At 36.3% G+C, this 26,125-nt stretch carries 36 protein-coding genes and 2 pseudogenes; 4 read left to right on the top strand and 34 right to left on the bottom strand.

Features of this window, described 5'->3' with window-relative positions; translation table 11 throughout:
* Nucleotides 1-32 precede the first annotated feature (32 nt).
* The 25 genes and pseudogenes from M313_RS26700 to M313_RS0120940 all read right to left on the bottom strand — a co-directional run bounded on the left by M313_RS26700 (nt 33) and on the right by M313_RS0120940 (nt 19,601).
* Nucleotides 33-158, bottom strand: coding sequence for a hypothetical protein (locus M313_RS26700; RefSeq protein ID WP_010199919.1), 126 nt, complete (start codon nt 156-158; stop codon nt 33-35).
* 25 nt (nt 159-183) lie between these two features.
* Nucleotides 184-393, bottom strand: coding sequence for a hypothetical protein (locus M313_RS25500; RefSeq protein ID WP_083800993.1), 210 nt, complete (start codon nt 391-393; stop codon nt 184-186).
* A gap of 154 nt (nt 394-547) precedes the next feature.
* Nucleotides 548-892 carry a 3'-5' exonuclease gene (locus M313_RS26875; RefSeq protein WP_010199918.1) on the bottom strand — a complete coding sequence of 115 codons (345 nt, stop codon included), beginning with the start codon at nt 890-892 and terminating at the stop codon, nt 548-550.
* A gap of 4 nt (nt 893-896) precedes the next feature.
* Nucleotides 897-1,831, bottom strand: a pseudogene (locus M313_RS25495) (nuclease-related domain-containing DEAD/DEAH box helicase); the annotation flags it as partial.
* A gap of 914 nt (nt 1,832-2,745) precedes the next feature.
* Nucleotides 2,746-4,362, bottom strand: a complete 1,617-nt coding sequence (locus M313_RS0121040) for a type I restriction-modification system subunit M (protein ID WP_010199915.1) — start codon at nt 4,360-4,362, stop codon at nt 2,746-2,748.
* Between the two features lie 18 nt (nt 4,363-4,380).
* Nucleotides 4,381-5,562 carry a restriction endonuclease subunit S gene (locus M313_RS25490; RefSeq protein ID WP_010199914.1) on the bottom strand — a complete coding sequence of 394 codons (1,182 nt, stop codon included), beginning with the start codon at nt 5,560-5,562 and terminating at the stop codon, nt 4,381-4,383.
* Nucleotides 5,563-5,604: 42 nt separating this feature from the next.
* Nucleotides 5,605-8,661, bottom strand: a complete 3,057-nt coding sequence (locus M313_RS0121030; protein WP_010199913.1) for a type I restriction endonuclease subunit R — start codon at nt 8,659-8,661, stop codon at nt 5,605-5,607.
* Nucleotides 8,662-8,665: 4 nt separating this feature from the next.
* On the bottom strand, nt 8,666-9,244 hold the full coding sequence (locus M313_RS0121025; RefSeq protein ID WP_010199912.1) for a restriction endonuclease subunit S: 579 nt from the start codon (nt 9,242-9,244) through the stop codon (nt 8,666-8,668).
* A gap of 409 nt (nt 9,245-9,653) precedes the next feature.
* A complete protein-coding gene (locus M313_RS0121020) occupies nt 9,654-9,851 on the bottom strand; it encodes a hypothetical protein (RefSeq protein WP_029326631.1) in 198 nt (65 codons plus the stop codon).
* Between the two features lie 857 nt (nt 9,852-10,708).
* On the bottom strand, nt 10,709-11,173 hold the full coding sequence (locus M313_RS0121015) for a GNAT family N-acetyltransferase (RefSeq protein ID WP_010199910.1): 465 nt from the start codon (nt 11,171-11,173) through the stop codon (nt 10,709-10,711).
* A gap of 120 nt (nt 11,174-11,293) precedes the next feature.
* Complete coding sequence (locus tag M313_RS0121010) at nt 11,294-12,142, bottom strand: MBL fold metallo-hydrolase (RefSeq protein WP_010199909.1); 849 nt, start codon at nt 12,140-12,142, stop codon at nt 11,294-11,296.
* A gap of 184 nt (nt 12,143-12,326) precedes the next feature.
* On the bottom strand, nt 12,327-12,860 hold the full coding sequence (locus M313_RS0121005; protein WP_010199908.1) for a GNAT family N-acetyltransferase: 534 nt from the start codon (nt 12,858-12,860) through the stop codon (nt 12,327-12,329).
* A 76-nt stretch (nt 12,861-12,936) separates the two neighbouring features.
* Nucleotides 12,937-13,593, bottom strand: a pseudogene (locus M313_RS24280) (Type 1 glutamine amidotransferase-like domain-containing protein).
* A gap of 19 nt (nt 13,594-13,612) precedes the next feature.
* On the bottom strand, nt 13,613-13,843 hold the full coding sequence (locus M313_RS0120995) for a hypothetical protein (RefSeq protein ID WP_010199904.1): 231 nt from the start codon (nt 13,841-13,843) through the stop codon (nt 13,613-13,615).
* 37 nt (nt 13,844-13,880) lie between these two features.
* On the bottom strand, nt 13,881-14,351 hold the full coding sequence (locus tag M313_RS0120990; protein ID WP_010199901.1) for a GNAT family N-acetyltransferase: 471 nt from the start codon (nt 14,349-14,351) through the stop codon (nt 13,881-13,883).
* Nucleotides 14,352-14,501: 150 nt separating this feature from the next.
* Nucleotides 14,502-14,975, bottom strand: coding sequence for an SRPBCC family protein (locus M313_RS0120985; protein WP_234946590.1), 474 nt, complete (start codon nt 14,973-14,975; stop codon nt 14,502-14,504).
* 50 nt (nt 14,976-15,025) lie between these two features.
* Complete coding sequence (locus M313_RS0120980) at nt 15,026-15,493, bottom strand: zinc metalloprotease (RefSeq protein WP_010199896.1); 468 nt, start codon at nt 15,491-15,493, stop codon at nt 15,026-15,028.
* A gap of 134 nt (nt 15,494-15,627) precedes the next feature.
* Entirely contained in the window at nt 15,628-15,924 is a 297-nt protein-coding gene (locus M313_RS24275; protein ID WP_010199895.1) for a YjcN family protein, read from the bottom strand.
* A 191-nt stretch (nt 15,925-16,115) separates the two neighbouring features.
* Nucleotides 16,116-16,646: a ClbS/DfsB family four-helix bundle protein gene (locus tag M313_RS0120970; protein WP_010199890.1), complete on the bottom strand. Its 531-nt coding sequence runs from the start codon at nt 16,644-16,646 to the stop codon at nt 16,116-16,118.
* Entirely contained in the window at nt 16,633-17,085 is a 453-nt protein-coding gene (locus M313_RS0120965) for a DUF2500 domain-containing protein (RefSeq protein WP_010199889.1), read from the bottom strand. Before M313_RS0120965 ends, M313_RS0120970 begins: the two co-directional genes overlap by 14 nt.
* Before the next feature lie 450 nt (nt 17,086-17,535).
* A complete protein-coding gene (locus M313_RS25640) occupies nt 17,536-17,862 on the bottom strand; it encodes a hypothetical protein (RefSeq protein WP_010199887.1) in 327 nt (108 codons plus the stop codon).
* A gap of 351 nt (nt 17,863-18,213) precedes the next feature.
* A complete protein-coding gene (locus M313_RS0120955) occupies nt 18,214-18,507 on the bottom strand; it encodes a hypothetical protein (protein ID WP_010199885.1) in 294 nt (97 codons plus the stop codon).
* A gap of 48 nt (nt 18,508-18,555) precedes the next feature.
* The gene (locus M313_RS0120950; RefSeq protein WP_010199883.1) at nt 18,556-18,786 is read right to left on the bottom strand and encodes a hypothetical protein; all 231 of its coding nucleotides are present in this window, start codon (nt 18,784-18,786) and stop codon (nt 18,556-18,558) included.
* Nucleotides 18,787-18,823: 37 nt separating this feature from the next.
* Nucleotides 18,824-19,273 carry a hypothetical protein gene (locus tag M313_RS0120945; RefSeq protein WP_010199880.1) on the bottom strand — a complete coding sequence of 150 codons (450 nt, stop codon included), beginning with the start codon at nt 19,271-19,273 and terminating at the stop codon, nt 18,824-18,826.
* A gap of 124 nt (nt 19,274-19,397) precedes the next feature.
* Nucleotides 19,398-19,601 (bottom strand): hypothetical protein, encoded by a 204-nt coding sequence (locus M313_RS0120940; protein WP_010199879.1) that lies wholly within the window; start codon nt 19,599-19,601, stop codon nt 19,398-19,400.
* 155 nt (nt 19,602-19,756) lie between these two features.
* Between M313_RS0120940 and M313_RS26015 the strand changes: the two genes are divergently transcribed.
* Complete coding sequence (locus M313_RS26015) at nt 19,757-20,020, top strand: hypothetical protein (RefSeq protein ID WP_010199877.1); 264 nt, start codon at nt 19,757-19,759, stop codon at nt 20,018-20,020.
* A gap of 96 nt (nt 20,021-20,116) precedes the next feature.
* Here the strand turns inward: M313_RS26015 and M313_RS0120930 are convergent, their stop codons facing one another.
* The 8 genes from M313_RS0120930 to M313_RS0120895 all read right to left on the bottom strand — a co-directional run bounded on the left by M313_RS0120930 (nt 20,117) and on the right by M313_RS0120895 (nt 23,833).
* Nucleotides 20,117-20,569: a GNAT family N-acetyltransferase gene (locus M313_RS0120930; RefSeq protein ID WP_010199875.1), complete on the bottom strand. Its 453-nt coding sequence runs from the start codon at nt 20,567-20,569 to the stop codon at nt 20,117-20,119.
* Nucleotides 20,570-20,734: 165 nt separating this feature from the next.
* Nucleotides 20,735-21,145: a hypothetical protein gene (locus tag M313_RS24260; RefSeq protein WP_010199873.1), complete on the bottom strand. Its 411-nt coding sequence runs from the start codon at nt 21,143-21,145 to the stop codon at nt 20,735-20,737.
* 98 nt (nt 21,146-21,243) lie between these two features.
* Nucleotides 21,244-21,714 carry a hypothetical protein gene (locus tag M313_RS0120920; RefSeq protein WP_010199872.1) on the bottom strand — a complete coding sequence of 157 codons (471 nt, stop codon included), beginning with the start codon at nt 21,712-21,714 and terminating at the stop codon, nt 21,244-21,246.
* A gap of 189 nt (nt 21,715-21,903) precedes the next feature.
* Entirely contained in the window at nt 21,904-22,338 is a 435-nt protein-coding gene (locus tag M313_RS0120915; protein ID WP_010199867.1) for a hypothetical protein, read from the bottom strand.
* A 150-nt stretch (nt 22,339-22,488) separates the two neighbouring features.
* Nucleotides 22,489-23,007 carry a GrpB family protein gene (locus M313_RS0120910; RefSeq protein ID WP_010199866.1) on the bottom strand — a complete coding sequence of 173 codons (519 nt, stop codon included), beginning with the start codon at nt 23,005-23,007 and terminating at the stop codon, nt 22,489-22,491.
* A gap of 60 nt (nt 23,008-23,067) precedes the next feature.
* Nucleotides 23,068-23,253 (bottom strand): hypothetical protein, encoded by a 186-nt coding sequence (locus M313_RS0120905; protein ID WP_010199865.1) that lies wholly within the window; start codon nt 23,251-23,253, stop codon nt 23,068-23,070.
* Nucleotides 23,254-23,313: 60 nt separating this feature from the next.
* The gene (locus tag M313_RS0120900; protein WP_010199863.1) at nt 23,314-23,550 is read right to left on the bottom strand and encodes a hypothetical protein; all 237 of its coding nucleotides are present in this window, start codon (nt 23,548-23,550) and stop codon (nt 23,314-23,316) included.
* Between the two features lie 19 nt (nt 23,551-23,569).
* Nucleotides 23,570-23,833, bottom strand: coding sequence for a hypothetical protein (locus M313_RS0120895; RefSeq protein ID WP_010199862.1), 264 nt, complete (start codon nt 23,831-23,833; stop codon nt 23,570-23,572).
* Between the two features lie 103 nt (nt 23,834-23,936).
* Here M313_RS0120895 and M313_RS0120890 point away from each other — a divergent pair, with 103 nt between their 5' ends.
* The gene (locus tag M313_RS0120890) at nt 23,937-24,410 is read left to right on the top strand and encodes a DMP19 family protein (RefSeq protein ID WP_010199859.1); all 474 of its coding nucleotides are present in this window, start codon (nt 23,937-23,939) and stop codon (nt 24,408-24,410) included.
* Between the two features lie 471 nt (nt 24,411-24,881).
* On the opposite strand, the gene M313_RS0120880 is transcribed toward M313_RS0120890, so the two are convergent.
* Nucleotides 24,882-25,127 (bottom strand): DUF6429 family protein, encoded by a 246-nt coding sequence (locus M313_RS0120880; RefSeq protein ID WP_010199852.1) that lies wholly within the window; start codon nt 25,125-25,127, stop codon nt 24,882-24,884.
* 232 nt (nt 25,128-25,359) lie between these two features.
* Here M313_RS0120880 and M313_RS0120875 point away from each other — a divergent pair, with 232 nt between their 5' ends.
* The gene (locus M313_RS0120875; RefSeq protein WP_010199850.1) at nt 25,360-25,566 is read left to right on the top strand and encodes a helix-turn-helix transcriptional regulator; all 207 of its coding nucleotides are present in this window, start codon (nt 25,360-25,362) and stop codon (nt 25,564-25,566) included.
* Nucleotides 25,566-26,051, top strand: coding sequence for a hypothetical protein (locus M313_RS0120870; RefSeq protein ID WP_010199847.1), 486 nt, complete (start codon nt 25,566-25,568; stop codon nt 26,049-26,051). The genes M313_RS0120875 and M313_RS0120870 overlap by 1 nt, the downstream gene beginning before the upstream one ends.
* The last annotated feature ends 74 nt before the right edge of the window (nt 26,052-26,125 follow it).

Raw genomic sequence — 26,125 nt, 5'->3', positions numbered from 1 at the left:
TTCTATTATGGAGTCAGAATTTAGTTTTTCCCCTAATGTTTTTCATCTTGATGTTTCTTTAATATTTTGGCAGCTTTACTCTTCACTTTCTTGGAAGTGCTTGGATTTTGCAAGTCTTTTGCAGCTTTACTGAGTTTTCCCCCTTTATGTCTGACCATGTTAACTCCTCCCTTTCATGCTAGTTTACGAAGTGTGGCAAAGCTCTGAACAGTACACACAACCATTGATTTTTTTGTATGGATATCTACTTTTAGCTTCACTTACTGCACTACTACAGCTAAAATAGAATCCTAATCTCTCAATGTTTTGTGTAGGTTCAAATCCACAACCTTTTGCGTGAACTTCGTGATCACCATTTGATTGAGCATTTAAGTTCAATAAATATTCTTTCATAACAAGTCCCCTTTGTTTACCCCACGAAACAGAACGAGTGTTCTTAATTATTTTACACCTCTCTCCTAAATTTGTACATATTTAGGATATAACTATTTTTGCATTTAATATTTTAATTAAATACTAGGATTTTTTACCAAATTATTTTCTATTTTCAATAGCCCTTCTTTCTTCCATCCCTCAAAATAAGAAGTAAACTCCGACTCCCTGAATACGAAATACACAAATACTCCTTCGCCCTTGTCATCCCAATGTACATCAACGAAACTTCCCGCTCCTTATCCTTTTCAAGCGGGAATGGCATGGTATCCGCTTTCACAATAAACACTGCTTGGAAGTCTAGCCCTTTGCTACTGTCTATTGTACTAATTTTTACGGTTTCTTCTTCTCTATTGAAAGCTCTTTTGCTGGCTTCGTCTTCTGTTATCCATGTTGCGGGGATACCTTCTTTTTGGAGCGCTCTTTGGATGGTACCGATGCTGAATCTGTATTTCTCCATCTCCAAAATGAAAGTCAAATAGATTATCAGGCTCCAACGCCATCGCTCTTACTATTTGCGCGATATTTTGGGAGAGTGATATGTTATAGCACAAAATCAAGATTCTCCAATTAGGATTCTCCTTCGCAAGCATCTTTGCTCTACTCGCCAAAATGATGGTCTTCCCACTTCCTGCTACTCCACGAATAAGCCTGTTTTTATCTCCAATTTGTTTGGCCATATTCTCTTGGTGGAAATCCATTGTTTTGATATCCCTTAAAGATAGAAGCAGCTGATCTTGGTAAGGAACAGGCTCTTTGAATTCAGCCCCAATCCGGACCTCTGGAAACAGATAATATCTAATCGTATTAATTTCTTCATATGTAAGTGGCTCTCTCAATCTAAAAGGTACTTGGAACATATTAATTAATTTCTCAGCAAGCACTTCCTCCGAGAACTCTCCATAATCCGGGTCTATCTCTTCCCGGGTAAGCATGCTGTCTGGATCAACGATAGAATAGATCCCGTCCTCTAGAACTTGCTTTTGATTAAGCCGTGTAAAAACAACGCCATAGCCATATGGGAATTTTAATTTAAACTGATGCTTCCCTTCCGTTTGAATCAGATTCTTATCTTTCTTCAACACATCATTTATCTTAAACACGTAATCTCTTGCCTGCTTAAGTGGACTCTTAACACTATGAAGATTTCCACCAGTATCTCTGATCGTCCACTCATCCTTATTCAATTGATACAATGTATTCCTTGTATAATCCTTCACCTCGAGCACAATGAGTCCCAGATCAGGACCAATAATAACAAAGTCCGGCCTAGTCCCTGAATCTCCGGTTCAAAATATACTATATAATCATCTGGCAAATACTCCTTCAAAGTGCGGAACAAAATCCTCTCCCCTGAAGTAGCACTGCTCCTAATCGTTTCCGGAACCGTAACAGCCATCTTTTTCACCTACCGACAAAATATTACTTTTATTATAGCAAAAGAACTAGAGTTTTTACATAAAGTTACAGAAAATACAAAAAAGGTGCAGATTAATATACTGAGCACCTTTTTTAACCATATATTCCCTTAAAGTTCTTTCACAACTCAAAGTTAAGATTTTAATGTAGTTTAAGTTTTGATACAGTTCACTGTAGTTATTTATGAGGCAAAAAACAGACAGGATATATCTTTTCCTGTCTGTTTTAGTTTTTCAGAGAGGATTCTGAATAACACTAAGTGCATCTTATCAATTAATTTAGAAAAATGATAAAACCAATTATAAATTATGAACTGGAGTATTACCAATAATCGGGCGTTTATACTGCCATAGGTTAAATCATAATTCATGCCCAATCTTTGTTACTTATCATAAAAAAAATTGGATCAAGGGTAGTCATGAATTTTTAGCAACTGATCTTCTCAAGACTCTACTTCATTTAACGCTTGATTCACCAGAAATCTTAACCTATAAAAATACAGGCATAGAGCTTCACCTATTTAAAAAAAGGATGACGAGGAAGGTACAGGTTTTTACACCTCAGCAAATTAGACGTTGCTCTCGAAAGCGCAAAGAATGAAATATTGCCTGATTGAAAAGGAAAGTATCTACCTGTTGTGACCATGAATTCACTTTAGAACAGCCGGTTCAGTATGAAATCTATTATTATTTGGTAAAAGATTGATAATAATAGTTCTCACAACTGAGATAAATTAATTTCACCTGAGTTGCAAGCATTAATTTTAGTGGATTAGACTTACTATATTAGAGTGTTTAATATAACTCTTAATAACAGAGCAACCATTTTTCCACTGACCCCAAGCGTTTGTGAAAAGAGCAAAGGTTTAAAATCCTTAGATCTTTTTCAACATAATTATTTACCTAAAAGACTGATAAATTTACTCAATTCTTCTTTGGCTTCATCGTTTGTCCCGTTCAACTCATTCATTAGCTCAAATAAATTATCGTATGAATTCGCAATTTCCGCTTTAATTTCTACCAACTCTTGAGACACTTGTGAAAGTGGAATAATTCCTTCTTCTTCAAACGTTTCCACATACCGTGGAATGTTCAAATTGTAATCATTATCTTTGATTTCATCCAAAGATGCCACATGAGCATATTTCTCAACGTCTTTACGGTTACTGTAAGTTCCGATAATTTTGTTGATGTTCTCAGCAGTGAGTTTGTTTTGGCTCTTTCCTTTTTTAAACTCCTTTGAAGCATCGATAAACAAAATGTCTTTACTCTTACGAGCTTCACGACCTTTGAACACCAGCACACAGGTTGGGATGCTCGCGCCATAGAACAAGTTAGGTGGTAATCCAATAACAGTATCTAATAGATTATTGTCTATGATATTTTTGCGGATTTTACCTTCAGAGGCACCTCGGAAGAGTACCCCATGCGGCAACACGATAGCCATTGTTCCTGCTTTATCTAAATGATAAAGTCCATGAAGAACAAAAGCATAATCTGCCTTAGATGCAGGTGCTACACCAAAACCCTTGAAACGTGTATCTTTTTCTCGATCAACGTCCTTAGTATCCCAATTCTGAGAATATGGGGGGTTTGATACGACCGCGTCGAACTTCAAAGGAATTTGTGTGCCATCTTTTTCTGCAAATGGCCAGTCAGCATCAAGTGTGTCTGCGCGTTTCAACTCCATATTGCGGTAGTTAACACCATGCATCATCAAGTTCATGCGTGCCAAGTTATAAGTCGTAGTATTCAACTCTTGACCGTAAAACTCAACGCTCCCTTCTTTATCACCATTTGGCAATTCTTTTTGAACTGTCAAAAGAAGTGAACCTGATCCCATTGTAGGGTCATATACACGGAATTGATCGCCAGTACCATCTGCATCATTAGTGACAATTTTTGCTAGGATTTGACTAACTTCATGAGGTGTATAGAATTCCCCACCTTTTTTACCCGCATTGGCAGCAAATTGCCCAATCAAATATTCATAAACGTCACCCAAAATGTCACGGCCTGAGTCGTCTTTGAAAGTGAACTCGTTAATCATCAATACGATATCATTCAAAGCCTTTGCACGTTCATTTGTACTTGAACCAAGACGTGTGTCCCCAAGGTTAACATCTGAAAATACATTAGCAAAGTCCGCTTCTGCGACTGCGTTACGTTTAGCATTTGTATTGAATGAGTCAAACATGTCTTGGAAGTCACTAGCTTTGATTTTGTGATTTTCAATTTTTGATACGATTTTGTCCCAAGTGTAGGCTGGGTCAATCGCATATCCGATACCTTTACTGATTTCTTCAAGGTAATCTTCTTTTTCAGTGTCATCTGTCACTTCGTAGAACTCTTCCAGATCATTGACTTTTAAGTATTCCTCTTGATTTTCTGATAAATAGCGATAGAACATAAATGGTAAAATATAGTTCTTGTACTCACTTGCATCCATTGTCCCACGCAGCTTGTTAGCCATTTCCCATAGCTTTGATGTAATATCTCTTGCATTACTCATTTGTGTTATCTCCTTTTCTTAAACAAACATTTGTTGAAGCAATGATTTCTTCAAGTTTTTAAGCGAATGTAACTCACGCTGATGAAGGGTGATCATGTCGTCTAGTTGTTTGAAAAAATTACCGATTTTTATTTGTTCATCTTTAGAATTTGGCAATACAACATTTAAACATAAAAGATGTTCTGGTTTAACAGCTTGCCGTTTTGTAACAGTACCTTCTTCGTACTGTAAAGCTCGTTGTTTAAAGTTTTTGCTTTTAACTATTAATTCAATGAATGATGGGATTTCATCTGTTTCAAATGTAACATAAATGGGCGATATTACTCCTTGGCCATGTTTATTTCTATCGATTGCTCCATATTTTAAGTTTGAAGGATTATAGACAATATCATCATACTTTGTAAGTAAGTATGTTTTTTTAGTAGCATCTTTTGTCAAAAAATCTCTATTATTAGTTTTCCTTTCACTACGATCAATAACTCCTTGGCCAGATGCAAAGGCTAAGAGTGGAAATTCTTCAGTTATTTTCTGCTTCACTTTTCTTTCTTTTAAGATTTTATCCAACCTACGCTGTTCCCAAGCATCCGTAAATCCTTCAAAGCGAATTTCAGGAACATTGGCTCCATCTTTCGGAAACATTTTTTGAAGCAGACTCTTTTTCGTCTCATTCAGCAGTTTCAAATTACGCTGATGAAGGGTGATGAGGTTATCAAATTGTTTGAAATAGCCACCTATTTTGGCTTGCTCATCACTGCTTGGAACTGCAACATCAAACAAGGAGAATTTTGAAATCCAATGTCGCTCATGGCTTTGTGGCACATATTTGATGTTCTTCAAGGTGTTATAGATGAAATAAAAATCTTCATCACCTGATTTCAAACTAAGCAACTTCATCGCTGAACTCTTTACTTTGAAGGGAAAATCAACATAGTGCGAGCCAGTTGTGAAATCATCAAAAATGATAACTGGGTCTTCGTCACTTACTTCCTTGATGCCATTTTCTTCATTCGTATATCCCAAGATGAAGCTTTGACCCGCTGTCAAAACAGGTATTTCAAAGCTATCGTCATAGTAAGTTGATTTGACAATATACTTTGTTGGCTGCTCATATGCAAGCAAATCCCCCAACTTCCGCTGTTCCCAAGCATCCGTAAATCCTGCAAATCTGATTTGAGGTGATTTTGTTATTATATCGCTCATTTCTGATCTCCTTTTTGTAGTCTCAATAATTTTATCACTTGACTATTCTCCCTTCTTAATTTCGTCGGCCATTTTGTAAAATGCCTTACGGAATTCAATGCGATATCGTACCCAAGTTAATGCCGCAATCTTTTCAGCTGCAATTTCTTTATAATCAGCCCTTGCGTCATTCATGATTGCTGTTAAATCACCTTGTTTATCCATATCCTCTTGATCTAATCTGTGTTTCTTAATCAAGTTTTCAAGTTCCTTAGGATTTGTGCTGTTATCAAGTCCCCAAGTACGGATGAAGTTCGTTACAAGTTGGATATTAGTATCCTTTTGTGCTTTATCCATAGCTTGGTTCATTTTTTCAACACTTCGAGGTGCTGGATAATTATCAAATTCGAACTCCTTTGAAAAAATCTTAGATACAAAGTTACGCATCTTAGATTTTTCTTTTTCATTGTCAGACTTGGCAATTTCAAGATGGATTTCATCACGTGTGCTTTCCGCTTCCGACATATTGTTCGCGTGAACTTCATCAGCCATCCGGGCAATCAAATCAATCAAATAATCATAGTTAATGGTAACTTCGTGAATATGAACCATTGAGAGATTGACTTGCGAAATATCAATGTTTTCTTGCTTCGCACGCCGTTCTTTCAACTCACCGGCGATTACAGTTGTTAAAATGATTTCCTGCTCTTCAGTAATACCTAAACGTTCATAGAACTCTTCAGGATTATCATAGGCGGAAATAGGATTTTTGTCATCATCTTCTGTATATTGTTTCAACTGACTCAACAAGCGATTATACTCTTTTAGATTCTCAAAGACTTCATCCTGTGCTTTTTCACTAGGAGGTAATTGAACAAAATCGTCTGTGAGCATTGAAAGCTTCTTGATCACTTCTTGCATCTCAGCTTGAACCTTGCTAAATGGTTTGGAAGTGATACCCGACTCTTCGTTGCTTTTCTTCAATTCTTCAAGTGATAGCTGTTCGTCGGCAGATGCACGATTTGAATAGATAGCAAAAGCCTTATTCATTTCATATTCATTTTGCTCCGGCCAACGATAATTCACGACATTTCCCCAAGGCTTATCGACAAAATTATGCATTCTGTTTGTACGTGAGTACGCCTGAATTAAGTTCCCACCCTTAAGCGTTCGATCAATATAGAGCGTATTCATCTCAGGAGCATCAAAACCGGTCAAAAGTTGATCAACAACGATTACCAAATCTAAATAGTTACCATCATCTGCTGTCTTGTTAAGCCGCCGTGCTAAGTCTTCTGTGTAGGTTTTAACTGTCGTCATATCAAAAGCTGTACCAAACATTGCGTTATAGGCTTTGATGGCTCTATGCAAGTTTTCGTTCGTTTTGAGTTGATGAATACTATTGGAAGTATCTGCTGAAAAACTCACTGCAACTTTTAGTCGTATATCTGCTGGACGATTCGCATTCTCTTCCGCAAACTTATCGAAGTATTCCATCGCTCTTGGTGTACTTGCTTTATTACCACCAACGTGGACTGTAAACAAGGCATTATACTTACGATCATTTGAACGTTTCTTCCAGTTATCGAATATGTCCTTTACTACTAAGCTTACATGTTCTGGACTATAGTCATAAACACTACCACGAACATTATCATCGATATCATCTTCGGTAGGATTTTCCGGAGCCTCGATTGTTTCCTTGAATTCAACGTTAAACCCTAAAACGTTTTTATCTGCAATAGCTTCTTTAATGGTATATGCATGTAGTAGTTCACCAAAGATTTCTCGTGTTTCAGGGAATCTTGGTGTGCCGGTATAACCAACCCAAGCAGAATTAGGAATAGCTTTTCGAATTGTTTCGAGCATACCTTCATTTTCAGTACCGTCACCAGTTGAACGGTGGGCTTCATCAACGATAAAAAGAATATTTTCATTAAGTGGCTTGAAGCTGTCCCGTGCTACATAACGCGACATCTTTTGGATACTTGTCACAATTATATTCTTATCGCTTTTCTTCGTTAGTTTACGATGAAGGTCCGAGATATTGGCGGTGTCACCCACCACACCAGTTTTCCCTTCAAAACCAGCAACAGGATCATAAGCTTTATAGGCATCAGCTGTTTGGTTGGTAAGCGCGATTCGGTCAACCAAGAAGACAACTTTGTCTACATTCGATAGACGGCTGGCAAGCCACGCTGTCTTAAAACTTGTGATTGTTTTACCTGAGCCTGTCGTGTGCCAAATGTATCCCAATTTACCATCATCATATTTGAAGTCAAACTTTCTAACTTTATCAAGCACACGCTTTGTAGCATAGACTTGATAAGGACGCATGACTTTGATACTTTCTTTGTTTTTTGTACCATCTAGTACCATGTAGCGTGTTGCTAAATCATGAGCCATTGGTATGGACAACACTTTGTCCGCAAACGTCTTCCATGAACGAATAGGACGAGCATCATCTTCGTTTTGCCAATTAAAAGCAAAAGCGCGGTTAAAGTTTTTGAGTGGCGTATTTGCCATGTAACGAATATCAAACTGCGTCATCGCAATTAGAATCTGCAAGGTTGAAAAGATACCGCTGTATTGTTTTTCAGCAATGTACTGTTCCATCTGATTCAAGGATTCTGTTGTGTTGTGAAGTGCTTTCTTTAATTCAATTTGAATAATAGGTAAACCATTAATAAGCAACGTCACGTCAAATCGACGGTTAGGCTTACCATCAATAACCTTTGGCCGTTTAATTTGATTTACCACTTGATAAACAGTGTTGCCACCCCCAACTTGAGCTTGGTCAAATACTGTCAAAAATACATGCTTACCATTGTCAAGGTCAACTTCTATTTCAGAAACACCGTTAACACCGTATAAAAACTGTCCGGCATGATAAGGGGATTCGATACTAGTGATGATTTTCTTCACCTGGTTAAATTCTGTGGCAGACAACGGTTCGTCTAAACGAGCACTATTGTTTTGTTCTAGGATTAATTTAAAGTTATCCCAGAGTTGTTCAGTTGTTTTGATGTCTTTTTTGTACTCCCATTGTTTTACTCCACCGATTTTGGTCAGATAATTGATGACTTCATTTTCAAATGCTAATTCCGATTGACTTTTCATTTGATTATTTCCCCTTTAAGTTTTCTTCTATTATTGAGCTAGTAAACACCTCAATCAAGTCTGCGTATTTGTTTAATTTATTTTGTAGCTTCAGCGTTTCTACGTATATATCGCCTATTTTTTTCTGTTCCTCGATCGGAGCAACAGGGAAAATAATTTCCCCAAGTGCACGAAGCGGAATTCTTAGAACAGGGCCACTCCCCTGTAACTCCCTTTCTTTTTGTCGCTTCACATCTTTGTAAGCATTAAACAAGTAAAGGAAATACCTCTTATCAAGTTGTTCGCAATCAAACTCTATTTTTGTGAAGTTGAGGGACAACACTTTACCAACATTGTTTTTACCGACCATTGTTGCAAGCTGTAATGAGCTACTAATAACAACATCACCTTCATTTAATGACAGGTTATGTTGATATATAGAATTGGACTCACCTTCAACTTCTACGCCCTCATGGTTATAATCAGCTTCAAAAGACGGCTGGTCATAATAATTTATTACTTGAGTACCGAACTGTTTTTGCGCCCTTGTTGGATTTATTCCTGGAACGAATTTCACGAAGTCTTTTAATACTCTTTTCTCCAAATATATCTCCTCCAAAAAATAGATAGCATTTTTTGAAATATTTTTATATTACTTATTAAATCAAATCATTTTTGCTTTGTCAAACGATAAATTGAAATATTTTTATATTACAATTTATTGTTCAGATGACAAATAGTCTGCAGAATCTATTTGCAAGCCATGTTTCATTTCACTCTTCTACAAAAAGGGTCCTTTGTTCTAAACCAACTTAGTAAAACTCCACCACACTTTTCTGCGTAAAGACTCCCTGAGATATAAAAACCCCCGAACGAATAGTCCGAGTGAATATAAAACATACTTCAACATTCAACTTAAATAAGTTAAACCTATTAATACCAAGCTATTTAAACTCTATCAACGCAACTACCTAAACGTAAGTTGCATCTTTTGTTCAAAATAGTGGGAACAATTAGTACAGCTCGTTACCAAATAATTTATGTTTGTCCAAGATATCTTTATATGTACCAAAATCCTTCCATTCAATAAGGTTTTCACTATTCCTCACTTCCCCATAACAGTCTGCATGGTAAAGGGAGTTTACCTCATCAATTACTACATTATCATCCAATCTAAGTTCCCTTCTGCAACACATACAATTAATCTTCATTTTTTACTCCCCCTGCTATAATAATAATGATAATATTCCTAAAGCAAACTTCCATTTAACACTTTACAAGCAACCACTCTCTCAAAAAAATTTATAGTAGATTATAACCTATCCTTAACCTTATCAATCCCTAATAGACCAAGTTTCGGTCTACATTATTCTATTAGACATCCTCCACTCTCCCTCTCGATCAACTCAATCACAAACTCCTGCTTCCTCCCTTGATACATATGATGGTCTCCAGGAAACTGCTTTGCTAATTTCTGTTTTACTTCTCCATATGTTTTTGCATTTTATGGGTGTGCCATCAAATACATTTTGAAATCCAAATGTATTTGTTTATGTTCATTTCCGACCGGAAAGATATGTACATTTGTGTTCTATTTTGCTTGCCTTTTTGGAAATACCTTCTCCCCGCTATCCCGTTCTCGCCTTTTGGTTCATATCCCTTTTCGTCACGCTTCATTGTACCGATCAACTTTTTAGATATCTTTTAACACTATCAAAATATCAATGATGGGTTTGGCATAATCGATTGCCGGTACAGATGTACTTCAAATGTGATAGATCTCTACTAATTCTTCTATTAGGACCTCTTTTAATAGTTTCTATTCCTGGTCATATGCTCTTTTTCATTCTTTGGTCCATGGATGAATGATGGTTTTTCTCAAAGACGTTCCGTTATAATAACATTACATAATGTTACAATATTACCACAGATAAACAAATACTAATAGCTAGGTAATCCATGTCCTTTTTCAAAAATGTCATTGACGCTTTTAAAGATAATCGCGAAATAAAGCACCCATCTGCAGTGCTTTTTTATATAATAAAAACCCAGCCCGTAACGAACTGAGTTATACACCATACACCATTCTCAAAAATTTATATGTACTCCCATTCGCATCCTGCATAAAAGTATCCATATCCTTAAACCCTACTTGTCTGTATACTTTTATCGCTCTTTTATTAAAAGTTGCCACAGATAACGTAATTTTATCTACTGTAAATCTAGACTGGACAAAATCCATACCGGCATGTAGAAATTCCATCCCTCTGCCATTACCAGTTAGATCTGGTCTCATGCCTAACCCTATATCGTATACATTAGCAGCTGCTTGGCTCACATTGAAGAAACCGATCAACTCATCTTCTATCATTACCGCAAACATAGAGTTACCTCTTGCTTTACGATCCAGAAATTCCGCTAAGTCTTCTTCATCCGCTTCCATATCATAAAAAGAATACTCGCCATCGTAGTGCCAGTTATGTGCAATCTCTTCCGCTTGTTCCTGAGTCATTTTTTCAAACTTATAAGTCATAAATAGCCCCTCTATAAAACAATAATCTTACCAATCTTTCTCCACATGACCTTATTCAAATATAAAAATCAGCGATCCAACATATAGAAGAATCGCTGTCATAAGTTTTTACTATTAACTCTACTGTAATCTAATTATCTGATCATTAACAAAAGCCTTCAGAAAGAATTGCTCATTGGAATTAGGAGTTATATTATTCTCCCTCTCAAAACATTCAATGGCTCTATCTATGGAGGTTGAATCTGTGGCTTTGCTAGTAGAAATAAGTTCCTTCCAGTACAGATTCATTTCTTCTAGGTCACAGCGCGATTCATGTCCAAGTATGAAGGAAGTGGCATCGTACTTCTGAATCTCTTCGATCATAGGCAATAGGTGCGATTGTTTATAATGAAATAATGAATTTGTTGTTGTTCCGTATGCACTATCCCCTAAAAAAAGGACTTTATCATCCGGAACATAAACAATGGTTGAATCGTCACTGTGTGTCCCTGTTATTGTTTCAAGGACACAAATTTTGTTCCCTAGGTCAATCGCTAAGGATTTTTCAAAAATAATATCGGCACCGTTTAACTTAAAGGAGTCTCTTAAAGGTATTTCATTTTTTATAATTTCCACACATTTAAAAGACATCTTATTGGACTCGACATACTTTTGAAGGGAATCATCATCAAAAGAATAGTTTTGCCACTCTTCTAGTATTTGATTTGTCAGGCCGTTATCAATGATGGCAGCCCCAAATTCGTTCATCCCTAAGATATGGTCCCAATGTCCGTGGGTCACAACCAAATATTTTACTGGAGGCACATTTAAAGCCTCTATTTCCTTTAAAAGGTCTTGTGCATGCTGGACTGAATTTCCAGAGTCTATGACAAGACTGAATTTATCTCCACAAACCAACCCCAAAGTTGGTCTTTCTTTACTATCGTCATTTGATAAATAATAAACAGCCGGCGTAACTTTATTTAGCATGTTAGTTCTCCTCTTTCCTTTATTTTCATTAGTTAAGAGATGAGAAAATCTACACGCTCCGTTCACTCTAATAGGTTTTCTCGGATTATTCTTTCACCATTGGACTGCCTCCTATGTTTGAAAAATTCAGATAAATTATACTATGATATTTTAACATACTTTACCAATCTATTATAAGTAGCCATTATTCCTTAAACCTTGCCATTAATATGGTATTATAATATTTTCCGTCTGAAAGCAGTTTATCTTTTTTTAATACTCCTTCTTCTTGGAAACCATAGTTCTTATAGAGCATTATTGCTTTTTCATTAGTTTCAAGCACACTCAACGTCAATTTCCTCATGTCGTTCGTGTCAGCCCATGTTATTGTTTCTTTTAACAAATTGGTACCAATGCCATATCCCCAATAACCCTTTAAAACACCAACACCAAACTCAGCTTTATGAGCCATCCTTTTCAACTGATTGCCTTCACACCTAGAAAATCCAATAACGCTTCCGTTCATTTCGCAAACCAAGAAAAGATTATGCGATGTTTCATTATCCTTCTTAATCAATTGTTTGAATCCTAACTCATCTATGTATCCTTCGCCTTTTTCTCTATCCATATTTTCCGTTTCGCCATCTATTTGCACTCTTATTTCAGCTAAATCCTTTGCATCTTTCTCGTTAGCTTGTCTTATAATATAACGGAAATTACGAACATTAAATTCCTTCATCTAGTTAAGCTCCTTCTATTGAAAAAAACCTCTTAAGGTAGTGATGATTCCTATAGCATACATTATTCTGATAGGACTAGAGTGTCGCATCTAATTTCTGAATGACGGAATCAGAAATTACATACACATTCCCGTAAATGTCGATTCGATCTCCTTTTACACGAATTGCACAATCTTTGTTTGACGCATAAATGACCATTTCTTTGGACAACGGCGACAACTCGCTTAGTACCAGATCAGTGTTATTTTCTAAATCATAATGATTAAGGACGGAAAAACCATCGAGGCCTACTCCATTTAATAAAGAGCTTGTTTCCGCTTCAAACCCAAGTTCTTTCGAGCATAACCACTTGGCGGACATATTAATTGCACCAGCGCTAGCTCCCATCACAACTGCTTTGCTTTGTTTAATTGGCTCTGATAATTCATATTCCATCAGAAAATCATTTTGTTTTACCGGATTTCCGCCCAATAAAAAAATGACTGAAGCCTTCTCAAGTAATGTATGAGCATCAACCTTCTGGACCTGATAATTAATTTAATGATATTCATCAAATGTAATGCCCGCCACATCAAGCCACGAACGTTCAACAGCGCCAACTTCTTCGTACATATCTGGATTCGAACTAATCATGGCAATCGATTTCCTATCCGTAATATCCTCCTGCAGCACCCTCGTCAAATCCTCAGGAATGAAATTGATGAACCAACCTAAATAATAATGTGTTTTCATAAGTACCCCCGAAGTTGACTCATAGACTTTTTCTTTTCAACAAGGAGAGAACCGCTCCACCTAACATGAAGATTACCGTACCAACAATAAACTTCACATTTGATACACCTATTTCAAGAGTATCTTCCGTTCGCTGTTTTATCTCCTTAACTGTCCACCAGTCATGTATGGAAGATTCATATATTGCAAGGTATAGCCATATTAAATAACAAAAGAAAACCAATAGAAAAAGTCCGACTTTTCTATTCATAACATCTCCCTTTCACTGTCGGCATTTATGCAAAAAGCTAACTTTTCTTCACGCTTTTCTTAAAGACATGAATCTCTTCGTATTTATCATCAGCAACCGTTTCAATAAATGTCCATCCTCTTTTTCTATAATACTCAGATGTATCTTCCGTTCTTAAATAAAGTTCACTAAACCCTAATTCCTTAACTACTTCTAACGTTTTACTTTTTAATAGTTGTCCGACTCCCTTACCACGATACTCAGGTTTTGTATATAAAGACGCAAGCCAAGGTTTATACATACTTCTTATCTTCAAATCATTTTCTACGATCGATACAGTTCCTAGACATTCATCATTCTCTATAGCCACAAGTGTTATGGGAAAGATAGTTGTATGCGTATTTGAAAAGTGTTTAACAACATCTTCAAACTGCATAACACTATCTGTTTTTACTACAAACTCCTCATAAATCATCTCAGCAACTACTTTTGTCTTATCCGGATGGTTTGCTAAAAAATCAATTTTCATGTTAAACTCCCTTGCTATCTTTAATATGTATTATCTCTTAATCTTTTTGAAAATCATCCAACAGAAAAACAGGACAACAGAAACTATTAGTATAAAAGTTACCAATCCTTGTGATTAAATGATCCCACTATAATCACATCCTTATAATTCTTATTTTAATACTTCCCGATAATAATCCCTTAACTCTGCTGAATTATCTTTCCATTTAACCGGTTGTCCGTTGATTATCTGGTTAAGTACATCCAGACACCTATGCCATCCTGCCGCTGTATTAACTGCCCATGAAGCATCGTCAAAAGTATGTGTAAAGGTCATTCGGCAACCCTTACCCTCTTCCCGTAACGAAATGTTTATCAGATCATCAACTTCACGAAAACCGAAAGAATATGGTTTTTCCAACTCTGTAATGGTAGCCGTATATGTCGTTCCTTCCCCGTCATCAAAGGCAATCTCACCACCAAGTCTGAGGTCCATCTCCCCTGTTGCAAAAGGGTACCATTGGGAGAAGTGACTAGGATTTGTAATGACACGGAAAACTTCTTCTGGATTACGAGGGAAAAACCGTTCAAATTTTAAAGCAGAACGCCCGTTTAAAGCATGTAGTGTACCATAGCCATTCATCATTTTTTCCTCCTTAAAAGCCCTATTTAATTTAATAAAGAGTTTGATAATCGTTACTTTCTTAGAAGTCGTAACAGTTGCAGTCCATCAGACGGATGACCATGTAAAGACCCCATCCAACGAGGATAAGTCATAGGGATTATCGTAAAAAAAAACATGGAAAGATTTAAAAACGTTGCTCCTAAAAAAAATGAACGTAAATCTCCTTGAGGTACCAACAACGCTATCAATCCAAAGATAAATACAAGTAGCAACGACATGACCGGTCCACCTGCCAAAGCTGCAGTCCTCTGACGTTTGTTTAAATTTCCTTCCCAATAAGCGAAGCCTACATATGACCAAACTATATGAAAGTGAAGCCTTCCTATTCTGAAGTTTTCTTTATTTTCCTTAGTTCTTTTTCCAAGATAAATATGCACGTCAGATTTTGAAAGGGAAATAACTCCTAAACCATGACCTATTTCATGCAATAGGACACATATTGGGATAACCAAAATATAAAAAAGTATAAATAATAGCATTTTAATCTCCTTTACTTAAAATTGTTCTTACTTAACTATCCTGCCCAATTACTCCTTTTATGGATAGCGCCTTTTTCAGTAAAATGCTATGTTGTTATTGAATAACATGTACGCTTATTTACAGAGTCAAAATATCAAACGTCTTTGATAAATTCAGCAAAATAAAAAATGCCCATCTTCTTCACTTGATAAGTGTCTAAATAACCTTGGGTTGCTTTTTCCATAGGGGGCTCTGTAAATACATATCCCTTACTATCCTTATCATGAAGGTTACCATATTCATATTCTACAATTTCAGACGTAAAAGCAGCTTTCGGATACCCCATAAAAAATACTTTTGTCCGTAATGCAGTAGTTGGATTTGAGTGCAGCATTACAAAAAATATGACTACTGTTGCACCAGTTAAAACGATTAACTTCCCCTTTTTCATCTAATCACTCCTTACTCCACTCTATCCTTTATCTCTCTCAACAACTCAATTATTTCTTCATTATGTTTGTTGGCTCGCCTTAACTGCACTTCTATGGATAAAAGGGTAATGAGAACAATAATAATCACTATAATGATCAATACTTACACCTCAACCTCCCATTTCTATTTCCCCATTTTTCTATTAAACTTTTATTTTACAACCTGCTCCTCTTCCACCCCATTTATAGACTTTGCAATCCCCTCACATTTCTTTATAGCCCAAACGTAATGGTCAGAAGTATTTGCTGAAAAATAGCTGTATAGATTACTTGTTTTTGTCCATTTATAGTATTTCTTTGTCATGATTTCTTCATTGGTGTGTGATCTAATTAGGTCCATTACTCGCTCATGGCTTAACTTTAATTTCTTTATCGCTTGATTTAATGATACTTCTTGGTAGTTTTCCCATGTTCTCATATTGAGTAGCCCGATATTACGCCATTTATAACCGGGTGCCGGCATTAACGGGATATCCCCGTCCATTCCTTCCCTATACCATCTCTCCAGCATCGCATGCCATTCATACAGGTGCATGACAACATCACGGAAATTCTTATCTCTTTCTAGCGTTTCAATGGAAATGCCTCTTTTTCTACTGGGTACGGATTCAATAATTGCAAGTAATCTATTAAAATACTTGTCACTATTCATCAGTAGAATTTCTTTTTCACTTGTAGTCACCTTGGTAATCCCCCCCTCCTGGTATATTCCCTTTGTTCCGCTCAAAGCCTAAATACCGAGTCCCTTGAAAACTTAATACTCCAGTGTCATCTTCGGAAAGTAACCCATACTCCTTACCAGAAACGTGAAACTCCGAACGGTCACCGCTCTCGAACTCGAACGTCACAAAATATTTTGTATGTGTGCTGGAAGAATGGTGATGATGGGTGTCGTTGTGATGATGCATATTAGACCTTTTCGTAACATCTAACCGTTTTGAAGTAACAACTGCTGGCACACTTAGCTTTGGTGACTGCTCATTTTTCTGCCACTGACCAATCCCTTTGAATACTGAAATCAAGATACTACCGATAACAATCACAAAAATAATGCCAATAAAAATTGGTACAATCTGAAACATAGGGTCTCCACCAGTACTCATTTGATATGGATCTACCATGTAAACACTCCTCCTCTGGTTACATCTTTATCTTTGAGATATATACGCGTATGAATATGAAAAGTTTCATCATAGGTTTCTGCAATTTATAGAAGGAACAGGCACCGTGACCCATTTTTATCTGTGCATTATGCAGGTAGATTGATTGGTGAGACACCAGTATAAGAGCAATGGTCATATGAGATTGTAAACGTCTTAAACTAGGGAGCACATCGTAGCCTTTTGCTAGCAGTTTCTGGTAGGCGATGGATCAAAACTATGAAAGGTATTGTGGATGCGTATTACCAAACTAAATAACTAAAATAACCAATTAATACTTTCTTAACATAGCATGCGAAAATGGTTGAGGTTTGACGAAGGGAGATTAAAGCTTTTGTTATAATAGAGAAATTAAAATTAAATAAACGTTTGTTTGATTTTTGTTATTCCAAGAAATTATCTGGTAGACGCTTATTCAAATTCTTTATATTCTTCCCCACTCTCATTTACCACAGAAAATTCTCCCTTAATCTCATCTATACCTATTAGAATATAAGAATTTTTTTCTTCTGTTTTTCTACTTTCTTCCTCAACAGTTATGATCGTGCTGTTATTGGAGACATCTGCTTCTTTAAATTTTAGAGTCTGGTTACTTGTACCTGATGAAACGACCACCATTTTCTTACCTTCTGATATAGTAAAAACTTTGTATCCTCGAAAATCTGTGTTGTCATTTTGTAGTTGCTCTACATAGTTTTTTACACTTGCCACTTCATCTAATCTATCTTTCTCTAACACCCACGTATTACTGCCACAGGCACTAAGAAAAAACTGTCATTAAAACAAATATAATTAGGTATATTTTCTTCACATTCAATTCCCCCCTATTTATAGCTTACGCCTTACTTTCTGCCCTTTACATGGATAGAGTGTTGTTGCTTGTTCGCTTCCTTGTCACTATTTCTTAAAAAAACCTAACTAAAGTAGTGATAACCCCAATTGCAAAAATAAACTTGCACGACGTTTGAAACAGACTCTGTCTCGCCTGTAGGTATGTTCTGAATGAATATACTTATAATTAATATTGCGATGCCTAATAACATTATTCTGATAGGATCTTTCATATAACTCACCTCATAACCTTCGCATTTAATATTCTGTCCAACCGTTAATGGAATGCTGTTGATAAAAGTAGAGGGCAACCACTCCAAGAATAACCATAAGTCCTGTTCTAAAAATGATCTTATCTCTTTTCGTCGCACCTATTTTTTCATCAGCAAATTTAACATAGGACACTAAGAAAATGTATCCGAACGTAGTTAGCACGTACCCCAGTGTATCTTGAAAAAATAATAAATTTCTTAAGATGGCTACACCTAAGAACATGAGACCTCCATATCCTGCTAATAAGTATAAGTATTTTTTGTTTCTTTCTTCTTTCAAAAGACATCTCCCCATCTATTAAAAGCTTACATTTAACCGGATCAATATCTACTTCCTTTTTCTTATCAACAAGTAGAGAATCGCTCCACCAATAATGAAGATCACCGTACCAACAATAACCTTCACATTTGATACACTTATTCCAATAGTATCTTCCGTTCTCTCTTTTATCTCATTAACGGTCCACCAGTCATTTACAGAAGATTCATGTATTGCAAGATACAGCCATACTAAATAACAAAAGAAAACCAATATAAAAAGACCCACTTTTCTATTCATAACCTCTCCTTTCCACTACGTTGGAATCACTACAACTCTAATAATTTTCAATTGTTGTAACACCATACTCTGTAACTAAAATACGATGCGATAATTCTTCTAACAATGTTTTTTCATTAAGTCTAAATATCCCATACTCATTTTGATATGTACGGCTTCCAATATTGATTTTAATGTGCTTTGAGTTTTCTAAGACATTTCGAATGGATTCCTGATACCATTGTTGTACAGGGATTCTATATAATTCAAGAACATCTCCTACTTCCATATATTTATCAATATAAGTCCAGAAGTCTTTGTTGCCCAACCCCCTTGCTTCATATAAATATGGCAACGTTAAAATTTCTTGAACTATTTTTATCCAATATGGATCTAAATCATAGACAGAGAAACTCCATCCATTTTCAAAAAAAACGCCATTATTTTCTACCATTTCCTTTGGGATAATAAAGGGCTTTGTTGAGGCTAAAAACTGAATTTCCGACAAAGTACCACTTCCTTCTTAACAACAATAATTCCTCGTTATTCAGCGCGTCCTAGGCAATTAATTCTTAAGTAAGTAGCTAGCGTTTCATTGTGCTGCAAACGCTACTAGATAGTTGAATAAGATTCTAGAATGAAATGCTAATACTTACCGCTGTTATAAAAACTACTCCAGAAATTAAATAGATGTATCCGAAAGTCTTGTTTTTTAGTTTCAAATTGCTAAATCCAAATAGTAGCAATGCTGCACCAAAAATTAATAGTGCAATATTTAAATGGAGGAATGCTATTCCTATTGAAAAGATTGATAGAAAAAGTGCAATTATTTTCAAGTTAATATCTCCTTATGAAATATGACTTTTAACTTGTGAAGCTCATGATACTGCCACTAAAGTTTATAAATTTAAATCCAGTTTAGTTTTTTGTGATTACATTTTTCCCATTTATCAATTCAAGGATATAAAAGTTAATAAAGGTGAATACAGGAATGCAAAAAGCAAATACAAGAATACCTAAACTTGAAAAAGGTCCTTCTACTTGTTTAACATTGAATATTTTGAAAAAGACAAATGTAGCGATTGATAAAAGAAGCGTATTGATCAAAAGTGCTGCTAATACTCCTAACCGTTTATTGGCTTTTTGTGAGGATATCCAAATGGAAAATGAAGTTGATATGATCAATGAAAATATTAAAGTAAGATATACCGCAATATCCACAATAATCCCCCTTATTTATTCATTCTTCCACTAGCCTGCTCCTATACCAAAATAAGGAGCGACAAGCTATGCTGCAATCGCTCCCAGTTGGTTGAAGAGGGATATTGATAAATAAATCTTTTTTTACCGTCTATACTTTTAATAGTAAAATAACTTCACTTTCCTCTAACAACTCGCCTGTGTTTACGAATCCAAGTGACTCATAGAATCGAAGTGCCGTATAATTATCTGGCTCTGTTGAGAGGCCAATATAATGACAATCATCATTCTTTTTGAGCATTTCTACAACTTGTTGCATCGCCTCTTTCCCGTGTCCCCTACTTTGATAAGAGACATCAATCATAAACCTAGGAATCCAATACTTCCTCTCTTCAATCTCGTTTGGATCATATTCCGTCATCACAAAACCTATAACTTCCTCATCCAAATGTATTGCGTACGGTGTAAAATTGGGATTTACCTTAGACTCTGCTATTGAATATACATTAGGTGCAATTCGATTAACTTGATCCTCCGCTAACTTTAGTTTTAGGCATTTATACATGTTTTTCGTCGTTAATTCTTGAATTGATATTTGAGCCATAGTCATTCTCCTTTAGATAAGATTACTACTGTATTATCCAAATATATAAACCTGCTAGAATACATTAACGGGTTTATTTCTATACAGTAGCTGATGATGCTTTTGCCCGTTCTTTTTTAATAATACTTGCCCCATTAAAGCTCCTAGATAGTTGAATAGTCATTACTATCCTTCAAGGAGTTCCATATAATAAAGTTCTTCTCCTTGAAATTCAACAAGCAACAATCCAGAACCTTCTTCATCTATTGAATAAACTTTTGTTCCTTTTGGTAATTTGGTTGCACTAAGATCATTAAACAGCAAGCTACTGGTGGTCTGTTTTTGGATTTCACCAATATAGTTATCTTTAGAAAATGAAATATTCTCCGTATCATTTTCGAACCAATCCAAATTTGTCACATTGCTAAAAATTTTGCCGTCATACTCAATAATGTCCGCATCTTTGTTTTGTTTCAATACATCTCTGGCAGTCACTCTTCCCCCGTCAGCAACACCGCAACTAGTAAACATATAAATTATTAAAGTAGTTGCAAACAATACTGCAATTAACGATTTATTTATAATATTTCCTCCCATCTTCTAACGTATCTTCATTAAGTGAACCGCCCATAACTTGAACAAGGGGCGATTGCCATTCAGCAATCGCTCCTATATAATGGAAAATCTTCACTTTATTACTCTATCGATTGAACCATTGTGATCAATTTTTCTTTCGATATTACTTTGACTCCTTTATAATCAATCGCATATTCGACTCCATCTTTTCTCCAGCTAATCATATGAACGTTATCATCAGTAACATTGTAATATGCAGTTGTACCGTCATTAAGTGTTATTTGTTCATCCCAATTTGATACATTATTCCAGCCAATTTCACTTGTAGCCCACACTGTAATTGACTCTTCTTGATTTTCATATATAGTTTTCACTCTATTAAAACCACTAATTTTAGAATATTGTTTTTCTACATCTATCGGAACGTACGTTGCAGACTCAACCTTAAACGGAACTAACAAACCAGCAGCATTAACAGGTAATTTAATAAAAGGGGTGGTTATTCCTCCAATAATAAAAACCAGTATCAATAATGTGAAAGTTCGTCTTTTCTTATCAGTTTCTTTTAATTTCTCTTCAACTTTGTCCATTCATTCACCCTCATTCTATACTAAAATCTTGTTCTATAATCCTGCCCGATTGCTTAATACCAATTATTTCATAATCTAAAATCCCTATAATAAATTTCCTTCACTTAGACAAGTAAAATAGACGCTGATCCTTTATAGAGGGCCGTACCAACTTGTTGTTTATTTTAGATAAGTAATTGCTTCCATTCATTATATTTTTAAATCACCAATCCAATTTAAATACTTTCTGCGTTTTATTTGGCAGGTTTTATTTTTCATTAATTCGTCTGTAAGCCAAAATAGGAAGGCTGCTATTAGAGCATGAATGAATAAGAATACATCGAACAAATCAGTTGCCTCCGAGAACCATGAGTCTATTTTGTAGCCTGAAATTAACATTGGTATTGGTACGAACGTTGCTGCTAAGAAAAGGTGAATGAGCAAAGCGACGATTATTCGCTTTGTTCCTGTCAGGCTTTTAGTAGCGTACTCGGACAACATAGAAGATGGTATGCCATAAATAAAAATAATGGGCAGCAAATACATGCCAAAGAAAACCCCTATCCCTATTCCAACAAAAATGGAATACATCGCAATCATTAATAAACCAGAAATTAAAGCTGCTATGACTTTTCTTCCAATCATGCTGATCCCTTCTTTTACACTTATTTTTTTGCATCCAATAGATTTTTCCGATTACCAATAAATCTATAACATCCCCCACCCTATATGAAATGGCGAGCGACTTGGAGAGCGGTATATCTATCGGCCTTCGAATAATATGTAACACATCCATCATCTATTAGCCCTCCAACTTCTCGCCCTCTCTACCAATTCATTCACAAACTCCTGCTTACCCTCTTGATACATATGATGGTCTTCAGGAAACTGCCCTGCTAATTTAAGTTTCAACTCTCCATATGCTTTTGCGTCTTCAGGGTGTGCCATTAGATACATTTTGAAATCCAGGTGTGTTTGTATATGTTCATCTCCGACTTGAAAAATATGTACATGGTGTGTTCTGTGTTGCTTGCCTTTTGAGAAGTACCTTCTCCCTGCGATCCCGTTCTCGTCTTTCGGTTCATACCCCACTTTTCGTAATGCTTCATTGTACCGATCAACTTTTTCAATATTTTTTACCACTATCAACATATCAATGATGGGTTTGGCATAACTGATTGCCGGTACAGATGTACTTCCGATGTGAAAAATGTTTACTAATTCATCTTTTAGTATTTCTTTTAACAGCTTTTGTTCTCGGTCATATGCAATTTCCCATTCTTTGGTCCATGGTTGAATGTTGGTTTTTCTCAACGTTTCGTTCTCCTTAGTGGTCTATGGGAACAGGCACCGTGACCCGTTTTTTGTTGTCCATTACTCTGACCTTTTCTGTTTGGTTGGCTTGGTGAAACTATCCCACATCCAGTGAATAATGGTGACAATTATAGCTAAGATGAAAACATGGATACCTTTTGTGAATGTGTCTCCTACCCCCAAAACAACTAAAACTATGTAAGTTGCAGCGAAGAATGAAATAAAGAACAAACCGTATTTTTTCATAGACACCTCCATGGTCCATGGGGACAGGCACCGTGACCCGTTTTGCCGGTGCAACTCCCTCTATCCTTGGACTGTTCTTTCTTTCTCTTTCAAATAGTTTTCATAAGCTTCTTTGACCGGATCAGGTTTGGGCTCATCTTTGGTGATCCTTCTGTGGATGTCATTTAGGAGATACAAGCCTCTAAATAAGGTACCGGTGATTATTGCGAATGCCAGTAAACCTCCTGCCACTGGCCCCATCATGAGTAATACACCACCTAAAATAATGGTCAAAATAATGGATAGTAATAAGTACAATGTAACCCCCCCTTTTAATCTATTTATCTATATTTTTTACAAGCTTCTTTTTCGTTATCAATTTGTATAACTGCAAAAATATCACATAAAAAAAGGCTATATTGAAAAATGGCCCTAGACTGCTTGTACTCCACCCTCCATTTCCGTAATACACAAACATGTCAGCAGGAAATCCAAAATAGATAATCCCATCGGCGTCATGTCTGATGCCAATAACAGGAGTAAATGCAATACCGATCGCTACCACTAGACTCAGGATGAAAATTATTTTTTTGTGACTCATACCATTCTCCTTCCGTCCAATTAATACGATGCTATCTGATATAATCATATTACATAATGTTACAGCATTACCACTGTTAGTAAGAAATTTTGGAGGGATCCATTTGGCACATAAAAATAATACAGAATTTATGACCAATGAAGACATTTGGAATGCGATGATTTCTTTACTGAGCGAATACGAATTTCCTACGGACAATGAAACTGCTAATCAAGCTTTTATGGTCTACCATTACTACTCTGAGTTGGAAAGTGGAGGACATGAGGGCCTATTTAACTGGTGTTCTATGCATATAGAAGCGTTAGGGGTAGACCGTTATTTTGAAGAATTGGTGCGGGCTCTTAAGGAAATTAACGCAACTGAATATGCTTTAATAGAAGAAAAGTATGGCCTGCAGATGTGGAAGCTCTATCAAGCCTTAGAAAATGGCGAGATCCCTGAGGAAGAATTCTATACCATAATCGAGAAGGCCGACAGCGAATATTGGCAGCTTGACGGTAAATTAGGGGAAGTTTTAGAGGTTTATTTTGTGAAGGTGTATAAGGAATTGATTGAAGTGATGAATGAAGAAGGCTGAGGGAACCGGCACGCTACCGGTAATGATACATAGGCAAACATTTTGGGGGGAGTTTTTATTAGACATTTGTGGGTGCTAGTTTCGCTAATTCCTATGCCGTTTTTGTTTCATTACTATGAAATTTCGCAGTATCCTGAGAGTGCTGATTTCTTATTTATTGTCTCCTTGTTTTTTGCTGGATTGATAGGTTTTTTAACTTTAAAAGTTAAGATCCGCTATATTATTTTAGTAAATTTAATCACTATCTTTGTTTCCATTTGGTTAGGAGCTGCGTTTATCACTCCTCCAAATGGGTCTTGGTTTGCTCCTATTGGGATGAATTTCGCGATTGTATGGACGGGGGTTGTAACTTTAGTGGTGGAATTAATTCTTCGTTCTGTTTTTAAGGCGGTCCTATCGAGGAAGTAGAGGAGCCGGTCCATGGAGTTACACGTAGGCAGGGGCGGTGATAATTTCCTCCGCCCCTGTCTTTTAGTTGCTGTCTAATTGTCCAATATACTTTTCAACTAGTTTTTTCGCTTCTTCTATACCCTCTTCTGTTAGATATACGGATTTCGAACGGTTTCCCCCACGAAGTAAGTCCTGTTCGCTTAATTGGTTTAAGGCTTCGAAGTCATACCCTTTCCAACTTCGTCGCATTTCTCTTGGAATATTCTTTTCTTCCCATGATGTTAAGTACAATAATAAGAGTGTTAGCTCCTTGATTCTTTCTTCCATAACTATCATATCCTTTTATTTTTATATCTTCATTGTAACCCTTTTCGAATTGCTGATAAACTATCCTCCTTCACCTTATTGGCTAGTAGGTCACGCTACCTGTCCCCACAACTCTTCCACCATACACTTCATTTTGTAAAGTCCCCTTGACATATTATAAAATGTAAAGTACGCTTTACTTACAACCGATTGTAAAGCTAGCTTTACAAAAATAATCGGAGGGGTGGAAAATTTGAAAAATCGGATTAAAGATCTGCGCAAAGCTGCGAAGATGACGCAAGAGGACCTAGCCGTGCAGGTAGGCGTCTCAAGACAGTCCATCATTGCGATTGAATCGGGAAAGTACAATCCATCACTTGAACTAGCATATAACATTTCAAAGGTATTCGATTGCATCATTGAAGAGGTCTTTATTTTAGAAGAAGGGGGAGAAGAATAATGGAGGTACAAATTGGTGGGTTGGTAGGATTATATGGAGGAGCTGTGATAGGTATATTAGCTTGGTGGTTTGGACGCCGAATGGCCAAAAAGCAGCGTGGGTTGGATGAACTGCATGCTCATATTTGGCAAAAGGCACGAGCCATTTCTTGGTTCTTCACCCTTGCTACCATTTATTTATTATTTACGTTGATTATGTTCGGTATGGAGTTAAAGCCCGCCATCGTTCTTGCTGTCATTATGGTAGTACACATGGCGAGCTGGGGCTTTACAGGCATGATTTTGTCCATCAATATGAATATGTCAGAGCCGTTGAAGCCCTCTAAAGTCAAATTCGGTATTTTCATTGTGGCCTTGTCCGTTATTTGTTTTGCAATCCTATCTATAACTACCGGCAACTGGTGGTTCCTGCTTGCCAGCGTTCCACCAAATACCATTGGGATAATATTTGCATTTACACCGGAAAAAAGCAGTGAGGAATTTTGATGAAACAGGATTAGTAAATTGTAGAACATCTATAAAAATGACCATTAAAACCATTGTAGGTTCTAATGGTCATT

The sequence above is a fragment of the Bacillus sp. m3-13 genome (genome assembly GCF_000175075.1).
In the GTDB taxonomy this organism is placed as follows: Bacteria; Bacillota; Bacilli; order Bacillales; family Bacillaceae_I; genus Sutcliffiella_A; species Sutcliffiella_A horikoshii_C.
The sequence above is the reverse complement of the archived record's forward strand: the minus strand, read 5'-3'. Positions and strand labels throughout refer to the sequence as shown.

Coding starts and splice junctions, on each gene's coding strand:
- M313_RS26700 (WP_010199919.1), bottom strand. CDS start 158: ATGGTCAGACATAAAGGGGGAAAACTCAGTAAAGCTGCAAAAGACTTG.
- M313_RS25500 (WP_083800993.1), bottom strand. CDS start 393: ATGAAAGAATATTTATTGAACTTAAATGCTCAATCAAATGGTGATCAC.
- M313_RS26875 (WP_010199918.1), bottom strand. CDS start 892: ATGGAGAAATACAGATTCAGCATCGGTACCATCCAAAGAGCGCTCCAA.
- M313_RS0121040 (WP_010199915.1), bottom strand. CDS start 4,362: ATGAGTAATGCAAGAGATATTACATCAAAGCTATGGGAAATGGCTAAC.
- M313_RS25490 (WP_010199914.1), bottom strand. CDS start 5,562: ATGAGCGATATAATAACAAAATCACCTCAAATCAGATTTGCAGGATTT.
- M313_RS0121030 (WP_010199913.1), bottom strand. CDS start 8,661: ATGAAAAGTCAATCGGAATTAGCATTTGAAAATGAAGTCATCAATTAT.
- M313_RS0121020 (WP_029326631.1), bottom strand. CDS start 9,851: ATGAAGATTAATTGTATGTGTTGCAGAAGGGAACTTAGATTGGATGAT.
- M313_RS0121015 (WP_010199910.1), bottom strand. CDS start 11,173: ATGACTTATAAGTTTGAAAAAATGACTCAGGAACAAGCGGAAGAGATT.
- M313_RS0121010 (WP_010199909.1), bottom strand. CDS start 12,142: ATGCTAAATAAAGTTACGCCGGCTGTTTATTATTTATCAAATGACGAT.
- M313_RS0121005 (WP_010199908.1), bottom strand. CDS start 12,860: ATGAAGGAATTTAATGTTCGTAATTTCCGTTATATTATAAGACAAGCT.
- M313_RS0120995 (WP_010199904.1), bottom strand. CDS start 13,843: ATGAATAGAAAAGTCGGACTTTTTCTATTGGTTTTCTTTTGTTATTTA.
- M313_RS0120990 (WP_010199901.1), bottom strand. CDS start 14,351: ATGAAAATTGATTTTTTAGCAAACCATCCGGATAAGACAAAAGTAGTT.
- M313_RS0120985 (WP_234946590.1), bottom strand. CDS start 14,975: ATGATGAATGGCTATGGTACACTACATGCTTTAAACGGGCGTTCTGCT.
- M313_RS0120980 (WP_010199896.1), bottom strand. CDS start 15,493: ATGCTATTATTTATACTTTTTTATATTTTGGTTATCCCAATATGTGTC.
- M313_RS24275 (WP_010199895.1), bottom strand. CDS start 15,924: ATGAAAAAGGGGAAGTTAATCGTTTTAACTGGTGCAACAGTAGTCATA.
- M313_RS0120965 (WP_010199889.1), bottom strand. CDS start 17,085: ATGGTAGATCCATATCAAATGAGTACTGGTGGAGACCCTATGTTTCAG.
- M313_RS0120950 (WP_010199883.1), bottom strand. CDS start 18,786: ATGAATAGAAAAGTGGGTCTTTTTATATTGGTTTTCTTTTGTTATTTA.
- M313_RS26015 (WP_010199877.1), top strand. CDS start 19,757: ATGCAAAAAGCAAATACAAGAATACCTAAACTTGAAAAAGGTCCTTCT.
- M313_RS0120930 (WP_010199875.1), bottom strand. CDS start 20,569: ATGGCTCAAATATCAATTCAAGAATTAACGACGAAAAACATGTATAAA.
- M313_RS24260 (WP_010199873.1), bottom strand. CDS start 21,145: ATGGGAGGAAATATTATAAATAAATCGTTAATTGCAGTATTGTTTGCA.
- M313_RS0120920 (WP_010199872.1), bottom strand. CDS start 21,714: ATGGACAAAGTTGAAGAGAAATTAAAAGAAACTGATAAGAAAAGACGA.
- M313_RS0120915 (WP_010199867.1), bottom strand. CDS start 22,338: ATGATTGGAAGAAAAGTCATAGCAGCTTTAATTTCTGGTTTATTAATG.
- M313_RS0120905 (WP_010199865.1), bottom strand. CDS start 23,253: ATGAAAAAATACGGTTTGTTCTTTATTTCATTCTTCGCTGCAACTTAC.
- M313_RS0120895 (WP_010199862.1), bottom strand. CDS start 23,833: ATGAGTCACAAAAAAATAATTTTCATCCTGAGTCTAGTGGTAGCGATC.
- M313_RS0120880 (WP_010199852.1), bottom strand. CDS start 25,127: ATGGAAGAAAGAATCAAGGAGCTAACACTCTTATTATTGTACTTAACA.
- M313_RS0120870 (WP_010199847.1), top strand. CDS start 25,566: ATGGAGGTACAAATTGGTGGGTTGGTAGGATTATATGGAGGAGCTGTG.